The following is a 17683-nucleotide window of genomic DNA, read 5'->3' on the forward strand; positions in this document are numbered from 1 at the left end:
CCTTAGCGGGCGCGGGGTGTGCCGGCGCTCAGATGATTGATAAGACTTGCCTGGTAGGCGGCGCCAAAGCCGTTGTCGATATTGACAACCGAAACGCCGCTGGCACAGGAGTTGAGCATGGCGAGCAGCGCGGCTACGCCACCAAAACTTGCGCCGTAGCCAACGCTGGTGGGAACGGCGATGACCGGACAGCTCACCAGACCGCCGATAACGCTCGCCAGCGCGCCCTCCATGCCGGCGATGGCGATGACCACCTGCGCCTGGGCAAGTTCCTCGGCATGCGCGAGCAGGCGGTGCAGGCCGGCGACACCTACGTCGTAGAGGCGGTCGACCTCGTTGCCATAGAACTCGGCCGTCAACGCGGCCTCTTCGGCGACGGGTAAGTCGCTCGTGCCGGCGCAGGCGACGACGATGCGTCCGTTGCCGGTAGGGGAGGGCTTGCCGCCCACGAGGGCGAGCTGCGCGTCCGGGACATATCCCAGGTCAATGCCGTTGCCGAGAAGCTCAGCAGTGCGCGCGGCTTTTTCGGCATCCAGGCGCGTGACCAGGATACGTTCCTGGCCGGCATCGCGCAGCGCTTCGATAATGGCGGCAATCTGCTCGGCGGTTTTACCGGCACCGTAGACAACCTCGCCGGCTCCCTGGCGCACTCCGCGCGAAAGATCGAGCTGCGCAAAACCCAGATCGGCGGTCGGCGCCGTCTGGATGCGCGTGAGGGCGACTGCCGGAGTGACTGCTCCGCCGGCAACATCGCTCAGCAATTGCTCAAGATCTTGCTTATCCATCTATGTTCCCTTCGACGGCGCAAAGTCTAGCACTCAAAGGGTATGTTTCCGAACACTAAGACAAAATTGTTCGGAAACTAGACATAGAGGAATTGATTCTGTTGTTAGACGGATCGGTTAGTCGCGCAGGATGATGTCCATGGCGAGCATGAGGTTGCGCTCGTCGATGGCAAACGGGGCCTCTTCGCGCGTCTTGGGCTTGGCGCAAAACGCGATGCCAGTGCCCGCGGCCTGGATCATGGGGATGTCGTTTGCCCCGTCGCCAATAGCGACCGTGTGGGCCATGTCGACGCCGCACTCAACCGCCCAATCCAGCAGCTGGATGAGCTTGGACTCCTTGGTCACAATGTCTGCCGCCAGCTTACCGGTGAGCTTGCCGTCTACGACTTCCAGGCGGTTGGCCAGGCAAAAATCGATGCCCGCGGCGGCCACGATCTTGTTGGCGACCTCGTGGAAGCCGCCACTCACCACGCCGACCTTCCAGCCCTTGCTGTGTGCCGAACGCACAAGTTCCAGCGCGCCGGGGGTAAACGTCACGCGCTCAAAGGTGCGCTCGAACACGCTCTCATCCAAACCGGCAAGCAGCCCCACGCGCTCCTCGAGCGCCTGCTTAAAGTCGAGCTCGCCGCGCATGGCGCGCTCGGTGATCTGCGCAACTTGCTCGCCTACGCCGGCCTCCTCACCCAACAGGTCGATGACCTCCTGGTTGATGAGCGTGGAGTCGATATCCATAACGATGAGGCGTGCAGTCATGGCGGGCCTTTCCGAGTGCAGTTGTATTGGGGCACATTGTCGCACGCGGCGCGCCTTGGCGACGGCCGCGGTGCGTCAATTGTTTCGTCTCCGTCAAGTCTTTGGGCAGGAGCTACTTTTCCGCGGCACATCGACACAGGTGCGATAAGATAGAACGCCATGTCTGGCTGCGCGGTTTACGCAGGCTGGGCAAATCTGTACGACGCCGCCCGGAACGACACGGGGCGGCACAGATCCATAAAGGAGGATCACTGGTATGAGCCAGACCCGTCCCATCGACGAGCATTCCATGCACACCCGTACCTGCGGCGAGCTTCGCCGCGAGAACGTGGGCGAAGAGGTCACCCTCACCGGTTGGGTGAGCCGTCGCCGCGACCACGGCGGCCTTATCTTCTGCGACCTTCGCGACCGCGAGGGCATCACGCAGCTCACCTTCGACCCCGAGCACTCCGACGGCGATGCCTTTAAGATCGCCGAGACCATGCGTCCCGAGTGGCCCATCAAGATCCACGGCGTCGTGCGCGCTCGTGGCGAGGAGACCACCAACACCAAGCTCGCGACCGGCGAGATCGAGGTCCTGACCGACCACGCCGAGGTACTCAATACGTCCGTCACCCCGCCGTTCCAGATCGAGGACGGCATCGAGACCAGCGAGGACACCCGCCTGCGCTATCGCTATCTGGACCTCCGTCGTCCCGAAATGATGGCCAACCTCAAGCTGCGCTCCGACTTCACCTTTGCCATTCGCGAGGCGCTGCACAACCGTGAGTTCATGGAGGTTGAGACGCCCTCCCTGTTCAAGTCCACGCCCGAGGGCGCCCGCGACTTCATCGTTCCCAGCCGTATTCAGCCGGGCAACTTCTACGCCCTGCCGCAGTCCCCGCAGCTCCTGAAGCAGCTGCTCATGGTCGGTGGCGTCGAGCGCTACTACCAGGTTGCCAAGTGCTTCCGCGACGAGGACCTGCGTGCCGACCGTCAGCCCGAGTTCACCCAGGTCGATATCGAGATGTCCTTCGTGGACCAGAACGATGTCATGAGCGCGCTCGAAGAGGTTCTTGCCGATGCCTTCGGTCGCATGGGTGTCGAGATGCCCACGCCGCTGCGTCGCATGAACTACTGGGATGCCATGGACACCTATGGCTCCGACAAGCCCGATACCCGCTATGGCATGCACCTGGTCGACCTGACCGACATCTTTGCCAACTCCAAGTTCAAGGTCTTTGCGACCGCCGCAAATGAGGAGGGCTCTGTCGTCAAGGCCATCAACGCCAAGGGCGCCGGTGCCTGGGCACGTGCCAAGATCGATAAGCTCGCCGGCGTGGCCTCCACGTTTGGCGCCAAGGGCCTGGCATGGATCGCCTTCCGCGAGGACGGCTCCATCAACAGCCCCATCGTCAAGTTCTTCTCGGACGAGGAGATGGCGGCTCTGCGCGAGCGCATGGACGTCGAGCCCGGCGACCTTGTGATGTTCGCCGCCGGCCCGCGCCTGCTCTCCGACGAGATCCTGGGCGGCATGCGTTCCCACATGGCCAACGCGCTCGAGATCAAGCGCGAGGGCCACGACTTCCTGTGGGTCGTCAACTTCCCGCTGTTCCATTGGGACGAGGATCGCAAGGCCTATGCTGCCGAGCACCAGCCCTTTACCCTGCCGACCGAGACCGACATCGCCAAGATCGAGGCCGATCCGCTGGCGGCTGGTTCTTGCACCTACGACTTTGTCATGGACGGCTTTGAGGCTGGCGGCGGCGGTATGCGTATCCACAACGCCGAGATGCAGATGTCCATGCTCAAGCTCCTGGGCTTTACCGAGGAGCGTGCCGAGTCGCAGTTTGGCTTCCTCATGGAGGCCCTCAAGTTTGGTGCGCCCCCGATGGGCGGTTTCGCTCTGGGCCTGGACCGCGTGTGCATGCTGCTCACCGGCTCTGACTCCATCCGCGACGTCATGGCGTTCCCCAAGACGGCCAGCGGCTCCGACCTCATGTCGGGCGCCCCGAGTGCCGTTTCCGGCGCCCAGCTCAAGGACGTCAGCCTGCGCCTGATGTAGGCGAGCGACTACATATTGCCCGTTGCGAGGGAAGGACGCGTGCCTTCCCTCGTTTTTTATACGCCGAGGTTGCGAGGGTATAGGTTGACTGGGCGTCGCGGAAACTACGTCCCAGAATTTGCGTCCAAAACGGGTCGCAGTTTCCCAAACAGGCCCCTTTGGGAAACTGCGTCCCAGAATCCAGCCAAATAACGGGTCGCACTTTCCGGTTGAGCCTTCTGGCGGGCTTCAACAAGCATCTAACGCTACAATAACTACCACATGGCTGGGTTTGCCAGCCGAATGTACGATGTCGTGGGAGGGGACATGGTCGAGTTTACAAAGACGATTAAAGATCCGTTGGGATTGCATGCCCGCCCGGTTGCGCTGCTCTATGACATTATCGCCAAGCATCGTAGTGACGTGTCGGTCAGCATCGGTGACCGCCATACCGACGGTCGCGACGTTATAGGGCTCATGGCACTCTGTGGCGAATGTGGCGAAGACGTCGTGTTCCGCGTTTCGGGCGTGGATGAGGCCTCCTGCGTCACGTCGATCAGAAACCTCTCGCTCTAACCTCAACAATGTGACAAGGGGACAGTCCCCTTGTTGCATAAATTGGTATGACAAGGCACCGCAAAGAGATGGTCTTTGCCGCGCCCTTTTGTTTCGTATAGGAAACTTTTTCGAAATCTGAATGGGGACCCTTTCCAAAAAGTTAACCACGTGTTAGTTTACTAAAGCGAACATAGGCGTGGTTAACTTTTACCGCGTCGATGTTGAGGACGAACTGACGTTAGGAGCCACTCATGTCTTGCGGACCGCAGATGCCGGCAATGCCGCTTTCGATGGTAAAAGCGGGCGAAACCGTGCGCGTGTCTCGTGTAAAGGGCAATGAGGATATGAAGCACCACCTCAAGGACCTCGGCTTTGTCGAGGGCAGCGAAATCCACGTGGTGAGCTCGAGTGGCGCCAATATCATCGTCACTGTGCTCGGCGCACGCTTTGGCATCGATTCCAAGGTTGCCATGCACATCATGACCGTCGGTTAGTCCACAGCATTTGATAAAAACCGAAAGGGGGACAAGAGGATGAAGACGTTGGGTGACGTTAAGGTGGGCGAGAGCTCCACCATCGTCAAGCTTCACGGTGAGGGCGCGCTTCGCCGCCACCTTATGGACCTGGGGCTCATCAAGGGCACTTCGTTCAAGGTCGTAAAGGTAGCACCGCTCGGCGATCCGGTCGAGATCAACGTGCGCGGCTACGAGCTTTCCATCCGCAAGGAGGAGGCGGCCGTCGTCGAGGTCCAGTAGGGGCTTGCTACGTATATTTCTGCAGATAAAGTTAGGTTTTTCTAACTTAATGCAGCACTTTGAAGCACATTATCCAGCCTGCGCGGAGAAAGCGGCGCAGGCACACAAGGAAGAAGGATTGAATGGCGGATTCTCAGATCCATGTCGCGCTGGCGGGTAACCCCAACTGCGGCAAGACCACGCTTTTCAACCTGATCACCGGCGCCAACGGCTACGTTGGCAACTGGCCCGGCGTCACGGTTGAGAAAAAGGAAGCCAAGCTCCTAAGCGACAAGAACGTTACCATCACGGACCTCCCTGGCATCTACTCGCTTTCCCCCTACAGCCCCGAGGAGCAATGCTCGCGCGATTACCTCATGAGCGGCGAGCCCGATGTTGTCGTTCAGGTCGTCGATGCCACCAACCTCGAGCGTAACCTGTACCTGGCGCTTCAGGTTATCGAGACCGGCCTGCCCGTGGTCGTTGCCCTCAACATGGCCGACCTGGTCGAGAAGAACGGCGATAAGATCGACACGGACAAGCTTTCCAAGAAGCTCGGTTGCCCGGTCATGATGATCTCGGCTCTTAAGAACAAGGGCATCAAGGAACTCTTCGAGCAGGTCAAGAAGTCCGCTGCTTCTAAGGGCCAGGTGCCGGAGCACAAGTTCGATTCCTCCATCGAGGACGTTCTGGACCACATCGAGAACAATCTGCCGGCAAGCGTTCCCGCCAAAAAGCGCCGCTATTACGCCGTCAAGCTGTTCGAGCGCGACGCGGACGCCTGCAAGCTCATCAACCTCACTAAGGAGAAGGCTGCTCGCGTGGAGCAGCTGGTCGCCCAGTGCGAGCAGGACTGCGACGACGATGCCGAGTCCATCATTACCGGTGAGCGCTATGGCGTCATCGCGCACATCATCGATGAGTGCATGACCAAGGCTCCGGCCAAGATGAGCACCTCCGAGAAGATCGACCGCGTGGTTACCAATCGTATCCTGGGCCTGCCGATCTTTGTGGTCATCATGTTCTGCGTGTACTACATCGCCGTTTCTACCTTGGGCGGCACGGTGACCGACTTCACCAACGACCAGCTCTTCGGCACCGACGGCTGGTATGTGCTCGGCCAGGGTCGCGACGCCTACGACGCAGCTGTCGAGGCTGCGGGCGACAATGCCGACTCGGTCGACCCGGCACAGTACGGCCCCTATGTTCCGGGTATTACCACCGTGGTGCACGACGCCCTTGTGGCGGGTGGCACCGAGGACGGCGGCCTGGTCGATTCGCTCGTCTGTGACGGTATCGTCGGCGGCCTGGGCGCCATCTTCGGCTTTGTGCCGCAGATGTTCCTGCTGTTCGTCATGCTGTCCTTCCTGGAGGACTGCGGTTACATGGCCCGCGTCGCCTTCATCATGGACCGCGTGTTCCGCCGCTTTGGCCTGTCCGGTAAGTCCTTTATCCCCATGCTCGTGTCCTCGGGCTGCGGCGTCCCCGGCGTCATGGCTACCAAGACCATCGAGAACGAGAAGGACCGCCGCATGACGGTCATGACCACCACGTTCATCCCCTGCGGCGCCAAGCTGCCGATCATCGCCCTGCTCATGGGCTCCATCATCGGCGATTCTTCCACCACCGCCGCGTGGATCAGCCCGCTCTTCTACTTCCTGGGCGTCTTTGCCGTCATCGCCTCGGGCCTCATGCTCAAGAAGACCAAGCTCTTCGCCGGTCGCCCGACGCCGTTCGTTATGGAGCTTCCTGCCTACCACTTCCCGGCGATCCGCTCTTGGGCGCTGCACGTGTGGGAGCGCTGCTGGGCCTTTATCAAGAAGGCCGGCACGGTCATCTTCGCGTCCACCGTCGTGGTTTGGTTCCTCTCCAACTTTGGTAGCTACAACGGTTCTTTTGGTTTCCTGCCTGCGATGGACGGCATCCCCGAGGAGTTCATGGACTACTCCGTGCTTGCCATGCTCGGCAACCTGGTCGCTTGGATCTTCGCCCCGCTCGGCTTTAGCACCTGGCAGGCCACCGCGCTGACCGTCTCGGGTCTCGTCGCCAAGGAGAACGTCGTCGCCACCGCCGGCTCGCTGCTGTCCGTCGCCGACGCGGGCGAGACCGACCCGAGCCTGTGGACCGCGTTTGCCGGCATGTTCCCCACCATGGGCGCTTGCGTTGCCTTCGGCGCCTTCAACCTGCTGTGCGCTCCGTGCTTTGCCGCCATTGGCACCATCCGCAACCAGATGGATTCCGGCAAGTGGACTGCGATCGCCATCGGTTACGAGTGCGCCTTCGCTTGGGTGATCGGCCTGTTCATCAACCAGTTCTACAACTTGCTTGTTCTTGGACAGTTTGGTATCTGGACGATTGTGGCCATCGTGCTGCTGGTTGCGATGCTCTTCCAGATCTTCCGTCCCATGCCCAAGCATGCATGGACCGACGAGGACGAGACCAACGCTGCTTCCGCTGCAGTTTCCGCTTAAGTCCGAATAAGGATTAACCCCTTTCCACGAGCCCGGGTGTCCCAGCGACCCCGGGCTTTTTGTGCATGGGAGACAGATTACTTTGCCCCAGAAGTTAAGATGTGGCGTTTCCGCAGATAAAACCGACCAAAATAAACCTGTCCCTTTTTGGTAGGTGGAGAATGGGGTAAAGTAAGTGGTGGTTAACTAGAGGAGGCTTGCTATGGCACCTATCGATATTGTTGTACTGGCTGTTATCGGTATTGCGTTTGTCGCGGTATGCGTGCGCATCTACCGCAAGGGCACCTGCGCCGACTGCGCTCAGGGTGGCGTTTGCACGGGGCATTGTTCCAACAAAAAGACGTGCGCTGCACTTAAGGGCGTAGACAAAATCGCCGAAGACTTGGGTCGCGGTATCAAATAAGGTCCGGACATCCAAGCGCTCCGCGGGCATCCGTTCGCGGGGCGCTTTGTGCATTTGAGGGAGAGCACGGCGAGTCGAAGAGTATTTTTGGGGTATCGTTAACTGGACTATTAATTGGCAACTTATCTATAACGGAGTAACCGCATGAGCGCTCGCGTAACCATGAAGGACATAGCCGCCGAGCTTGGCGTTTCCATCAATACCGTGCACAAGGCCCTGACGGGAAAGGCCGGCGTGAGCGAATCCGTGCGCGCCAAGGTGAACGCTAAGGCCGAGGCCATGGGCTATCACCGCAACACAAGTGCCTCAAGCCTGCGCCGCAAGGATATCAATCTGGTGTTTTGCCTGCCCCGCGCATCGCGCGAGGGAGCGTACTTTTTCCGTTACCTGTGGGAAGGCTGCAATCGCTTTGAACAGGAGGTCATCGACCGGGGCATTACGGTTGAGCGCGTTGAATTTGGCGTGGGCGGCTACGCTGATGCACTCGAGCAAATCGACGAGCGTCTGCAGGTGGGCGAGAAGATTGATGGCTTGCTCGCCTATGCGCCGGGCGACGATCGTGCGACTGAGCTTTTGGGGCAGATCGCCGAGGCGGGCGTGACGATTGAGCTTGTCGACGGCGACCGTCCGCATTTGAATCGTTTGGGTGCGAGCTTGGCCGATTATTCGACGGCAGGCAGCCTTATGGCCGAGCAGGCGGCAAACCTGGTCCATGCTTCTGGGGCCGACGCCCGCGTGCTCCTTTTGACAGGCGACCCATATACCGATTCGCACTATCTAACCGCCCGCGCCTTCCACAATTACCTGCGCGAACGTGATATTCCATGGCAGGTTGAGGATCTTGCAGGTGCCCATGCGCAAGTCAAACAACTCGAGCATGAGCTCGAAAAGCGCTTGAGTGCGCCGGACGCCCCTGAACTTATCTGTAGCGTTTTTGCCGTTGGTTCCGAAGTGGTTGCCGACGCGCTCGTCTCGACCGGCAAGGCCGGTCAGGTCATGGTGATCGGCAACGACCTGTTTCCCGAAAGTGCTCTGGCCTTGCGCCGCGGTATCTTTACCAATATTGTCTATAAGGACCCGACGAGCCTGGCGTATCGCGGCGCTAAGACGCTGGGCGATTATCTGCTGTGGGGAAGGACCCCGACGGAGCCCGTCCAGAAGGGCGCCGTCGAGATGGTATTTGCCAGCAATGTCGACCGCTACTGCGAACTTGCGGGTATTTAGCCGATTGAGCAGGTACCCCCTCTTGCGACGTGCATTTTTGGGAGTATTCAGCATTGGCATGCCCTGAATGAGGTGCAGAACGACTGTTTTAAGTGCCCCCGATGGCGTAATTTGCCATCGGGGGCACTTTTTATGCCGATCGGGCGCTATCTGCGTTCCAAATAGGACGCTGAGGATGGCGCACGGCGCGCTCCAATGCTGAATACTCCCAAAAATGTACGTCGGGACATGACCCACCTGAGCAAAAGCGCTCAAGTTCGGTGTTCGGGGACGCCAACCGGTCCGCAATGCATGCAAGTCACAGCTCCGGCAACCGTTGAACGGGCAAAACCTACCGTTCACCCCATGGTTGTTAGGTGAACGTTCACCTTTTGAGTCGTAATGGATTAGTATGGTGAACGTTCACCTAGAGGATGACGAGCGTATTGTGCGCCCGCTCCGCAAACAAAGGGGTTGTTTGATGAAAAACTTTATGGACGATCAGGATTTCCTGCTGAGCACCAAGACCGGCGAGGAGCTGTTCCACAACTTTGCCGAGGGCATGCCCATCGTCGACTACCACTGCCACATTTCTCCCAAGGAGATTTGGGAGGACAAGCGTTTCGAGAACATCACCGAGGTTTGGCTGGGCGGCGACCACTACAAGTGGCGCCTGATGCGTGCCAACGGCGTCGACGAGCGCTTTATCACTGGCGACGCCCCTGCTCGCGAGAAGTTCCAAAAGTGGGCCGAGACCCTGGGTCGCTGCGTCGGCAACCCCGTCTTTGAGTGGAGCCACCTGGAGCTTAAGCGCTACTTTGGCTACGAGGGCGTCCTCAACGGCAAGACTGCCCAGGAGGTCTGGGACCTTGCCAACGCCAAGCTCGCTGAGGCTAGCTTTACCTGCCGTAACCTGATCAAGCAGTCCAACGTCCGCATGATCTGCACTACCGACGACCCCGCCGACAGCTTTGAGTGGCACAAGAAGATTGCCGCCGACGACAGCTTTGACGTTCAGGTCGTTCCCGCCATGCGCCCCGATGCCGCTTTGCGCATCGAGCGCGGCCAGGAGTTTGCCGACTACTGCAAGCACCTTTCCGAGGTTGCCGACGTTGAGGTCAGCGACTTTGAGGGCATGAAGGCTGCCATTTCCAAGCGCTACGACGTTGCTCACGAGCTGGGCTGCCGCGCCTCCGACCACGCACTCGACTACGTTATGTACGTCCCGGCTACCGCCGACGAGATCGAGGCTATCTTTGCCAAGGGTCTGGCTGCCGAGCCGCTTACCGAGGAAGAGGTCCTCAAGTACAAGACTGCCTTTATGCAGTTCGTTGCCGGTGAGTATGTCCGTCTGGGCTGGGCCATGCAGCTGCACTTTGGCTGCAAGCGCGACAACAATCGCGCCATGTTCGCCAAGCTCGGTCCCGACACCGGCTACGACTGCATCTCCAACTACACGCCGTCCGACCAGCTCGCCGATTTCCTCAACTCCATCCAGGAGACCTGCGGCCTGCCCAAGACCATCCTGTACAGCCTGAACCCCATCGATAACACCATGATCGATACCGTCATGGGCTGCTTCCAGGAGGCTCCGACCGCCGGTAAGATCCAGAACGGCTCCGCCTGGTGGTTCAACGACAACGAGGTCGGCATGCGCGAGCAGCTTACGGCTCTGGCTAACGAGGGCGTGCTGGGCAACTTTGTGGGCATGCTTACCGACTCCCGCTCCTTCCTGTCCTATCCGCGCCACGAGTACTTCCGTCGCGTGCTGTGCAGCGTGATCGGCGAGTGGGTCGAGCAGGGCAAGTACCCGGCCGACATGGAGCTGCTGGGCAGTATCGTGCGCGACATCAGCTACAACAACGCGGTCCGCTACTTTGGCTTTGATTTGGACACCGTCGAGGCATAAGCCTGCATCGAATCACATCGAACTCGGGAGCGCCGTTGCCACACGCGGCGCCCCCGTTTTGCTTGCACGCTAACAGCTATCTAAGGAGAGACACAGATGGAGAACATCAGCTACGATGCGCTCGAGAAGATCGGCTACAAGGGCTATTTGCTGCCCAAGGATGCTCCCGAGAAGGTTCTGCAGTTTGGCGAGGGCAATTTCCTGCGCGCCTTCGTCGACCGCTTCTTTGACATGGGCAACGAGGCCACCGGCTGGAACGGCAAGGTCGTCATGGTGCAGCCCATCAGCGGTGCCTTTGGCTTTGCCGACGGCATCAATGCCCAGGACGACCTGTATACCGTGCTGGTGCGCGGCAAGGAGGACGGCAACACGGTCGACGAGTCCCGCGTGATTAGCGCTTGCAGCCGCTGCATCAACCCGTACCGCGAGGACGACTACCGCGCCATGATGGAGGTCGCCGTCTCTGACGACCTGGAGATTATCGTCTCCAACACCACCGAGGCCGGTATCGCCTATGACCCGTCCTGCAAGGCCGACGACATGCCACCCGCGAGCTTCCCCGCCAAGCTTGCCCAGGTGCTCCACACCCGCTGGGCTGCCGGTAAGCCGGGCGTCATCGTCCTCGCCTGCGAGCTCATCGATCACAACGGCGAGGAGTTGCTGCGCATCATGAACCAGTATGTGAGCGACTGGGGCTGGGAGGACGAGTTTGCGCAGTGGATGGCCAACGACTGCACCGTCTGCACCACGCTCGTCGACACCATCGTACCGGGCCGTATCCGCGACGCATCCGAGGCCGCCGCGGTGGCTGAGCGTCTGGGCTACGAGGATCCCTTCCTGGCCGTGCGCGAGCCCTTCCAGATGTGGGGCATCCAGGGCGACGAGTCGCTTGCCGAGAAGCTTCCCTTTGTGAAGGCTGGTCTTCCGGGTGTCTTTGTGACTCCCGACGTCACCCCGTACAAAAAGCGCAAGGTCCGCATCCTCAACGGTGCCCATACCGCCTTTGTTCCGGGCTCTTGGGTTGCCGGCTTTGATATCGTGCGCGACTGCATGCATGACGAGACCGTTCGCGGCTTCATGAACACCATGCTCTACGACGAGGTCATTCCGACGCTTGCCGCCGACTTGGATGTCGAGGACTGCAAGGCCTTTGCCGCCGCCGTCGAAAACCGCTTCGACAACCCGTTTATTGATCATGCGCTGCTCTCCATCTGCCTCAACTCCACGGCTAAGTGGCGCGCTCGTGACCTGCCCACGCTCAAGGACTACGTTGCCGAGACCGGCAACCTGCCCAAGTGTCTGGCGACGAGCCTCGCTACGCTCATCTCCTTCTACACGCAGGAGCTCGTGTCCCGCGAGGGCGACGGCCTGCACCTGCGTCGCTCCGACGGCACCGAGTACACCGCTCAGGACGACGCCTTCGTGCTCGACTTCTACGCCGCCCATGCCGGCACCGACGATGCCCAGCTGGTGCACGATGTGCTCACCAACGAGCAAATGTGGGGCGAGGACCTTACGCAGATCGCAGGTCTTGAGGAGTTTGTCGTCAGCGCGCTCGCCGTCGTGCGTGCCGAGGGCGCCAAGCAGGCCTTCGCCAACGCTCAGGCGTAAATTTCCGGCGCGGACGCGGGTGCGGGACGGCGTGCCCGCGCCTCGACTTCTGCTCAACCTGTAGGGTTAGGACCATTTGCAATGAACACTATCCAAATCAATCCGGCCGACAACGTGATCGTCGCGCTGTCGCCGCTTGCCAAGGGCACCGCCGTCGCGGTTCCCGGGGTGGGCGAGGTCGTGGCCGCGGAGGATATTCCGCAAGGCCACAAGATGGCTGTGCGCTCGATTGCCGCCGGCGAGGACGTCATTAAGTACGGCCTTCCTATCGGACACGTGACGGGCGATGTCCAGCCCGGTCAGTGGCTCCACACGCACAATGTGAAGACCAACCTTTCGGGCGAGGTCGAGTACACCTACAACCCCACGCATCCGGTCGTTGAGTCGGTTGAGCCCGAGACCTTTATGGGGTTCCGCCGCGCCGACGGTCGTGCCGCGACGCGCAACGAGCTGTGGATCATCCCCACGGTCGGCTGTGTCAACGAAGTCGCCCGTGCCATGTGCGAGCAGGCCCAGGATCTGGTCGATGGCTCGCTGGAGGGCGTCTACTACTTCCCGCATCCGTTCGGTTGCTCGCAGACCGGCGCCGACCATGTCCAGACGCGTCGTCTGCTGGTGGCGCTCTCGCGTCACCCTAATGCGGCCGGCGTGCTGTTCCTGTCGCTCGGTTGCGAGAACTGCACACACCAGCAGGTGCTCGACGAGCTCGGTGACTTCGATCACGAGCGCGTTCGCTTTCTCACCTGCCAGGATGTAGCCGACGAGCAAATCGAGGGCCACAAGATTCTGGCCGAGATGGCAGACCTGGCAAAGCAGTCCAAGCGCGAGCCCATTCCGGCCTCCGAGCTGGTCATTGGTCTTAAGTGTGGCGGCTCCGACGGTCTTTCAGGCATTACCGCCAACCCCACGATCGGTCGCGTGAGCGATATGGTCGTCGCCCGTGGCGGCACGTCGGTGCTTACCGAGGTGCCCGAGATGTTTGGCGCGGAGAGCATCCTGCTCGACCGTTGCGAGAACGAGCAGGTCTTTAACGCCGCTTCCGACATGCTCAATGGATTTAAGGACTACTTTATTAGCCACGGCGAGGTCGTTTATGAGAACCCGAGTCCCGGCAACAAGGACGGCGGTATTACCACGCTCGAGGACAAGAGCTGCGGCTGCGTGCAAAAGGGCGGATCTGCCCCCATCGTCGACGTGCTGCCGTATGCCGGCCAGGCAAATAAACACGGCCTGAACATGCTGTGCGGTCCGGGCAACGACATGGTATCCACCACGGCGTTGACGGCTGCCGGCTGCCACGTGATTCTGTTCTCGACCGGCCGCGGCACACCGTTTGGCGCGCCGGCGCCTACCCTCAAGGTGTTCACCAATCAGCGTCTGTGCGACCACAAGGCCAACTGGATGGACTTTAACGCTGGCGTGATTGCCACGGGTGAGCGCACGCTCGACGAGGCTGCCCACGATCTGTACCAGCTGGTGCTACAGACGGCGAGCGGTAAGCTCACGAGTGCCGAGCGCCGTGGCTGTCACGAGATCAGTATCTGGAAGGATGGCGTCTGCTTGTAGCGGCAAGTGCGCCCAAGCATAGCGCGATGTCATCGGCCCCGTCGGGAGTGTTCCCGGCGGGGCTTTTTCGTTTCGTGGTTAAGTGAATATGTTGGAAAATCTGATAAACGTTCACCTATCTCATGGCTGTCCAGCATGGCACCTTTACCAGCAGAAAATAGGTGTGAGGATCTCAATTGTGTCCGTTCAGCGGTAAAAAACGACCGTTCAAGGATATTATTCAAGTGAACGTTCACCTGTCGTAAGCAATCGCGCATAATCTAACTAAACGTTCACCCTGAACGCTGGGCAGACAGATGTCAGTGTGGACTCCAATGTCTTGCTGCAAGACAATCGAGAAAAGAGAGGGAGCTCGATGACTAATAAGATCGGAAAAAAGCGTAAGATCACATTCTGGACGCGCTTGGGCTTTGGTATGGGCGGTATGCTCAATTCCGGTGCCCTGACCTTTACGCACAGCTACATGGTGCTGTTCCTGTCCACGGAGTGTGGCCTGTCCGCAGGCGAGGCTGCACTGATCAGCTCGTTTGCCATCTATGTCAACGCCATTCTTTGCCCGCTGATGGGTTTTGTGGCCGATAACTTCTATGCCACCAAGATTGGCCGCATCTTTGGTCGTCGTCGTTTCTGGATCTTGCTGGCCATCCCGATGATGATCGCCGAGCCGCTCATCTTCGTGGCTACGCCGTTTGGCTTCCCGTACTACTTTGTGCTGTACCTGATCTACAACGTCGCGTACACGTTCTGCACCGCCAACCTTTCGCCGCTTACCATCGAGATGACCGACGACTTTAAGGAGCGTACGTACCTCACCGGCTACAAGCATCTCTTTGGTAACGCCGCCGGCTTCCTGATGGCTGCACTTGTGGGCTTCGGCTTTGGCACCTTCGGCGAGACCAACCCGTTCAGCTACTTCATCATCGCTACGATCAACGCTTCGGTCATGGCAATCTCGCTGCTTTGTGTGTACCTGTCCACGTGGGAGCACACCCCCGAGGAGGTCGCTCAGGAGAAGATCGAGAGCGTCGGCGAGGGTATCAAGAAGTTCTTCATCGACGTAATCTCCACCTTCCGCAACAAGTCCTTCCGCAAGGTCCTGTACGCACAGGTCTCCACGAAGCTCGCTGCTGCCTGCTGGTCTGCCTGCCTGTCCTTCTTCATCGTCTACTGCCTGCAGATTCCTAAGTCCTACGAGTCCGTGATGGAGATGCCTGGCAAGGTCGTCGCTATCGTCTGCACCGCCATCTGGGTCGCCCTCATGGCCAAGAAGGGCTTCCACAAGTCTTGGTACCTCGCAAATGTCGGTTGCGCTGCGTGCATCATCGCCTACAACTACTTCGCCTTTGGTCAGATCAACGGCACCTCCACGGTCGCCATCGCCATGATCGCCTACCCCATCATCTTCGCCATCTGGAAGTTCTTCTACGTCGGCTTCCAGTACCTGCCCGATGTTCTGCTCAACTACATCCCCGATGTCGATGAACTCATCACCCTGCGTCGTCGCGAGGGCATCTACAGCTCCGCGCAGCAGCTCTGCCAGCAAATCGCCCAGGCTATTGCCGTCAACGTGTGGGCTATCGTCCTTGCTGCCTCCGGCTTCATTCAGACCGCCGGCAATAGCGACGCCGTGACCCAGCCCGCTACCGTGCCTCTGTATATCTGCGGCTACATGATCATCGGCTGCGCCGGCTTCTTCCTGCTTGCGGCCGTCCTTGCCCGAGGCATCAAGATCGACAAGGAGCAGTGCGACGTCCTTTGCGACGAGATTCACCGAGTCAAGGAGGGTGGCAAGATGGCCGACGTCAAGCCCGAGGTCAAGGCGCTTTGCGAGGAGCTCTCCGGCTTTAAGTACGAGGACTGCTTTGCCCACAACAACGTTGGCTTCCAGGACGGTAGCGTAACTCCCGCCGAGTAAGGCCGACATATCGTCCAAATCACAGGGCCGTGCCACCGGAATTCCGCCGGCAGGCACGGCCCTTTTTCAACAGCGTACAATTTGCCTTTAGAGCATCTTTTTGAGGGAGAAACCCATGGAGACGAACGTTATCTGGCGCAACGCGCGCGCGGCGGTTATCGAGCTTGACGACGGCGGTTACTTTACCTGCGCCGATACGTGGGAGATCTTTGTCAACGACGAGCCCGCCGGTACCACGAATACGGTCGAGACCTATGTCGACGGCCTGACCCCCGGCAAGCGCAACCTGGTTCGTTTTGTTTGTGGCGAGCGTGAGCTGAGCGTAGGTGTCACCACGCCGGCTGAGCCCTTTACCATCAACGTTCGCGACTGTGGCGCCAAGGGCGATGCCGAGCATGATGACACCACCAACATCCAGGCTGCCATCATGGCCTGCCCCAAGGGTGGCCGCGTGCTGATCCCCGCCGGTAGTTATCGCATCAAGTCCCTCTTTCTTAAGAGCAATATCAACATCGAGCTCGCCGAGGGAGCGGTGCTGCTGGCCCGCCACGATCGTGCCTCGCTTGCCTACATTCCGGGCACGGTCACGGGCAACGAGGGTGCCGGGTATGCCGGCACCCTCGTTGCCCCTGGGCCGCTGGGAGGGCGAGAGCTTCTCGACCTACTGCTCTACCTTTACGGGTCTGAGCGTGCACGACGTGTGCATCTATGGTCGCGGCGCGATCGACGGTCAGACTGATTTTGCCGAGGACAACTGGTGGAACAAGGACTTTAAGAACATCTTTCGCCCGGAGGAGGGCCGCGAGGTCGCCCGCCCGCGCATGATCTTCCTATCCGAGTGTGAGAACGTGAGCTTGGCCGGCTTCACCGTCCGCAACAGCCCGGCGTGGAACATCCACCCCATCCTGTGCGAGCACGTCGATGCGCTCTGCCTGTCCATCGAGGGCCCCAAGAACTCCCACAACACCGACGGCTTCGATCCCGAGAGCTGCGGTTTTGTTCGAATCCTTGGTTGTCAGTTCTCAGTGGGTGACGACTGCATCGCCATCAAGAGCGGCAAGCTGGGCATTGAGCCCGAGCTTCGTCCCGCCACGCACGACGTGCTGATCTCTCACTGCTACATGCACGATGGTCACGGCGCCGTGGTCCTGGGTTCAGAGGCTGCCGGCGGCATCAAGGACCTTACCGTGAGCAAGTGCCTCTTTGAGCGCACCGACCGCGGCCTGCGCGTCAAGACCCGCCGCGGGCGCGGCAAGGATGCCGTCAACGAGGGCATTACCTTTGAGCACATTCGCATGGACGAGGTGCTCACGCCCTTCGTGGTCAACTCCTTCTACTTCTGCGACAAGGACGGCAAGACCGACTACGTGCAGTCTCGCGAGGCACTGCCCGTCGACGACCGCACGCCCGGCTTTGGTGCCACGACGTTTTGCGATATCGAGGCCACTAACTGCCACGCGGCCGCTGCCTACATCACGGGCCTGCCCGAGAGCAAAGTAACGCGCCTGACGTTCCAGGATGTCCACGTGACCTTTGCCGACGATGCTGAGCCCTTTGTTCCGGCCATGGCCTGCGGCGTTGAGCCCATGGTGCGTCAGGGCATCATTGCGCAAAACGTCAAGGTGCTCGACCTGCAAAATGTGGTGATCGAGGGCCAGGACGGCGAGGAGCTGCAGCTCCAGAACGTCGACAAGGTTGTCCGTTCCTAACTCGGGTTGATGACCAGGGCTGCATTGTCGGATAAATCGGCAA

At 60.0% G+C, this 17683-nt stretch carries 15 protein-coding genes; 13 read left to right on the plus strand and 2 right to left on the minus strand.

The window, feature by feature from the left end; all coding sequences use genetic code 11:
* Positions 1-2 precede the first annotated feature (2 nt).
* Both larB and serB read right to left on the minus strand, forming a co-directional pair.
* Positions 3-785, minus strand: a complete 783-nt coding sequence (gene larB / locus AAA069_RS00060) for a nickel pincer cofactor biosynthesis protein LarB (protein WP_349127214.1) — start codon at positions 783-785, stop codon at positions 3-5.
* A gap of 117 nt (positions 786-902) precedes the next feature.
* On the minus strand, positions 903-1538 hold the full coding sequence (gene serB / locus AAA069_RS00065; RefSeq protein ID WP_349127215.1) for a phosphoserine phosphatase SerB: 636 nt from the start codon (positions 1536-1538) through the stop codon (positions 903-905).
* A 256-nt stretch (positions 1539-1794) separates the two neighbouring features.
* On the opposite strand from serB, the gene aspS reads away from it, so the two are divergent.
* The 13 genes from aspS (at position 1795) to AAA069_RS00130 (ending at position 17640) form a co-directional block, all read left to right on the plus strand.
* Complete coding sequence (aspS, locus tag AAA069_RS00070) at positions 1795-3582, plus strand: aspartate--tRNA ligase (protein ID WP_349127216.1); 1788 nt, start codon at positions 1795-1797, stop codon at positions 3580-3582.
* Between the two features lie 306 nt (positions 3583-3888).
* Complete coding sequence (locus AAA069_RS00075) at positions 3889-4137, plus strand: HPr family phosphocarrier protein (protein WP_158556992.1); 249 nt, start codon at positions 3889-3891, stop codon at positions 4135-4137.
* Positions 4138-4370: 233 nt separating this feature from the next.
* Complete coding sequence (locus AAA069_RS00080) at positions 4371-4613, plus strand: FeoA family protein (protein WP_040358815.1); 243 nt, start codon at positions 4371-4373, stop codon at positions 4611-4613.
* A 39-nt stretch (positions 4614-4652) separates the two neighbouring features.
* The gene (locus tag AAA069_RS00085) at positions 4653-4874 is read left to right on the plus strand and encodes a FeoA family protein (RefSeq protein ID WP_006234774.1); all 222 of its coding nucleotides are present in this window, start codon (positions 4653-4655) and stop codon (positions 4872-4874) included.
* 122 nt (positions 4875-4996) lie between these two features.
* Positions 4997-7324, plus strand: coding sequence for a ferrous iron transporter B (locus AAA069_RS00090; RefSeq protein WP_349127217.1), 2328 nt, complete (start codon positions 4997-4999; stop codon positions 7322-7324).
* 202 nt (positions 7325-7526) lie between these two features.
* Positions 7527-7727: a hypothetical protein gene (locus AAA069_RS00095; protein WP_035136858.1), complete on the plus strand. Its 201-nt coding sequence runs from the start codon at positions 7527-7529 to the stop codon at positions 7725-7727.
* A gap of 144 nt (positions 7728-7871) precedes the next feature.
* Positions 7872-8951, plus strand: coding sequence for a substrate-binding domain-containing protein (locus AAA069_RS00100; protein ID WP_349127218.1), 1080 nt, complete (start codon positions 7872-7874; stop codon positions 8949-8951).
* A 460-nt stretch (positions 8952-9411) separates the two neighbouring features.
* Positions 9412-10839 carry a glucuronate isomerase gene (gene uxaC, locus AAA069_RS00105; RefSeq protein ID WP_349127219.1) on the plus strand — a complete coding sequence of 476 codons (1428 nt, stop codon included), beginning with the start codon at positions 9412-9414 and terminating at the stop codon, positions 10837-10839.
* A 96-nt stretch (positions 10840-10935) separates the two neighbouring features.
* Entirely contained in the window at positions 10936-12450 is a 1515-nt protein-coding gene (locus AAA069_RS00110) for a tagaturonate reductase (protein WP_349127220.1), read from the plus strand.
* A gap of 81 nt (positions 12451-12531) precedes the next feature.
* Positions 12532-14016: an altronate dehydratase family protein gene (locus tag AAA069_RS00115; protein ID WP_349127221.1), complete on the plus strand. Its 1485-nt coding sequence runs from the start codon at positions 12532-12534 to the stop codon at positions 14014-14016.
* 355 nt (positions 14017-14371) lie between these two features.
* Positions 14372-15931, plus strand: a complete 1560-nt coding sequence (locus AAA069_RS00120) for an MFS transporter (RefSeq protein ID WP_055285984.1) — start codon at positions 14372-14374, stop codon at positions 15929-15931.
* Between the two features lie 115 nt (positions 15932-16046).
* Entirely contained in the window at positions 16047-16670 is a 624-nt protein-coding gene (locus AAA069_RS00125; RefSeq protein WP_349127222.1) for a glycosyl hydrolase family 28-related protein, read from the plus strand.
* Complete coding sequence (locus AAA069_RS00130; RefSeq protein ID WP_349127391.1) at positions 16630-17640, plus strand: glycoside hydrolase family 28 protein; 1011 nt, start codon at positions 16630-16632, stop codon at positions 17638-17640. The genes AAA069_RS00125 and AAA069_RS00130 overlap by 41 nt, the downstream gene beginning before the upstream one ends.
* The last annotated feature ends 43 nt before the right edge of the window (positions 17641-17683 follow it).

The sequence above is a fragment of the Collinsella sp. CLA-SR-H006 genome (assembly GCF_040097075.1).
Taxonomy (GTDB): domain Bacteria; phylum Actinomycetota; class Coriobacteriia; order Coriobacteriales; family Coriobacteriaceae; genus Collinsella.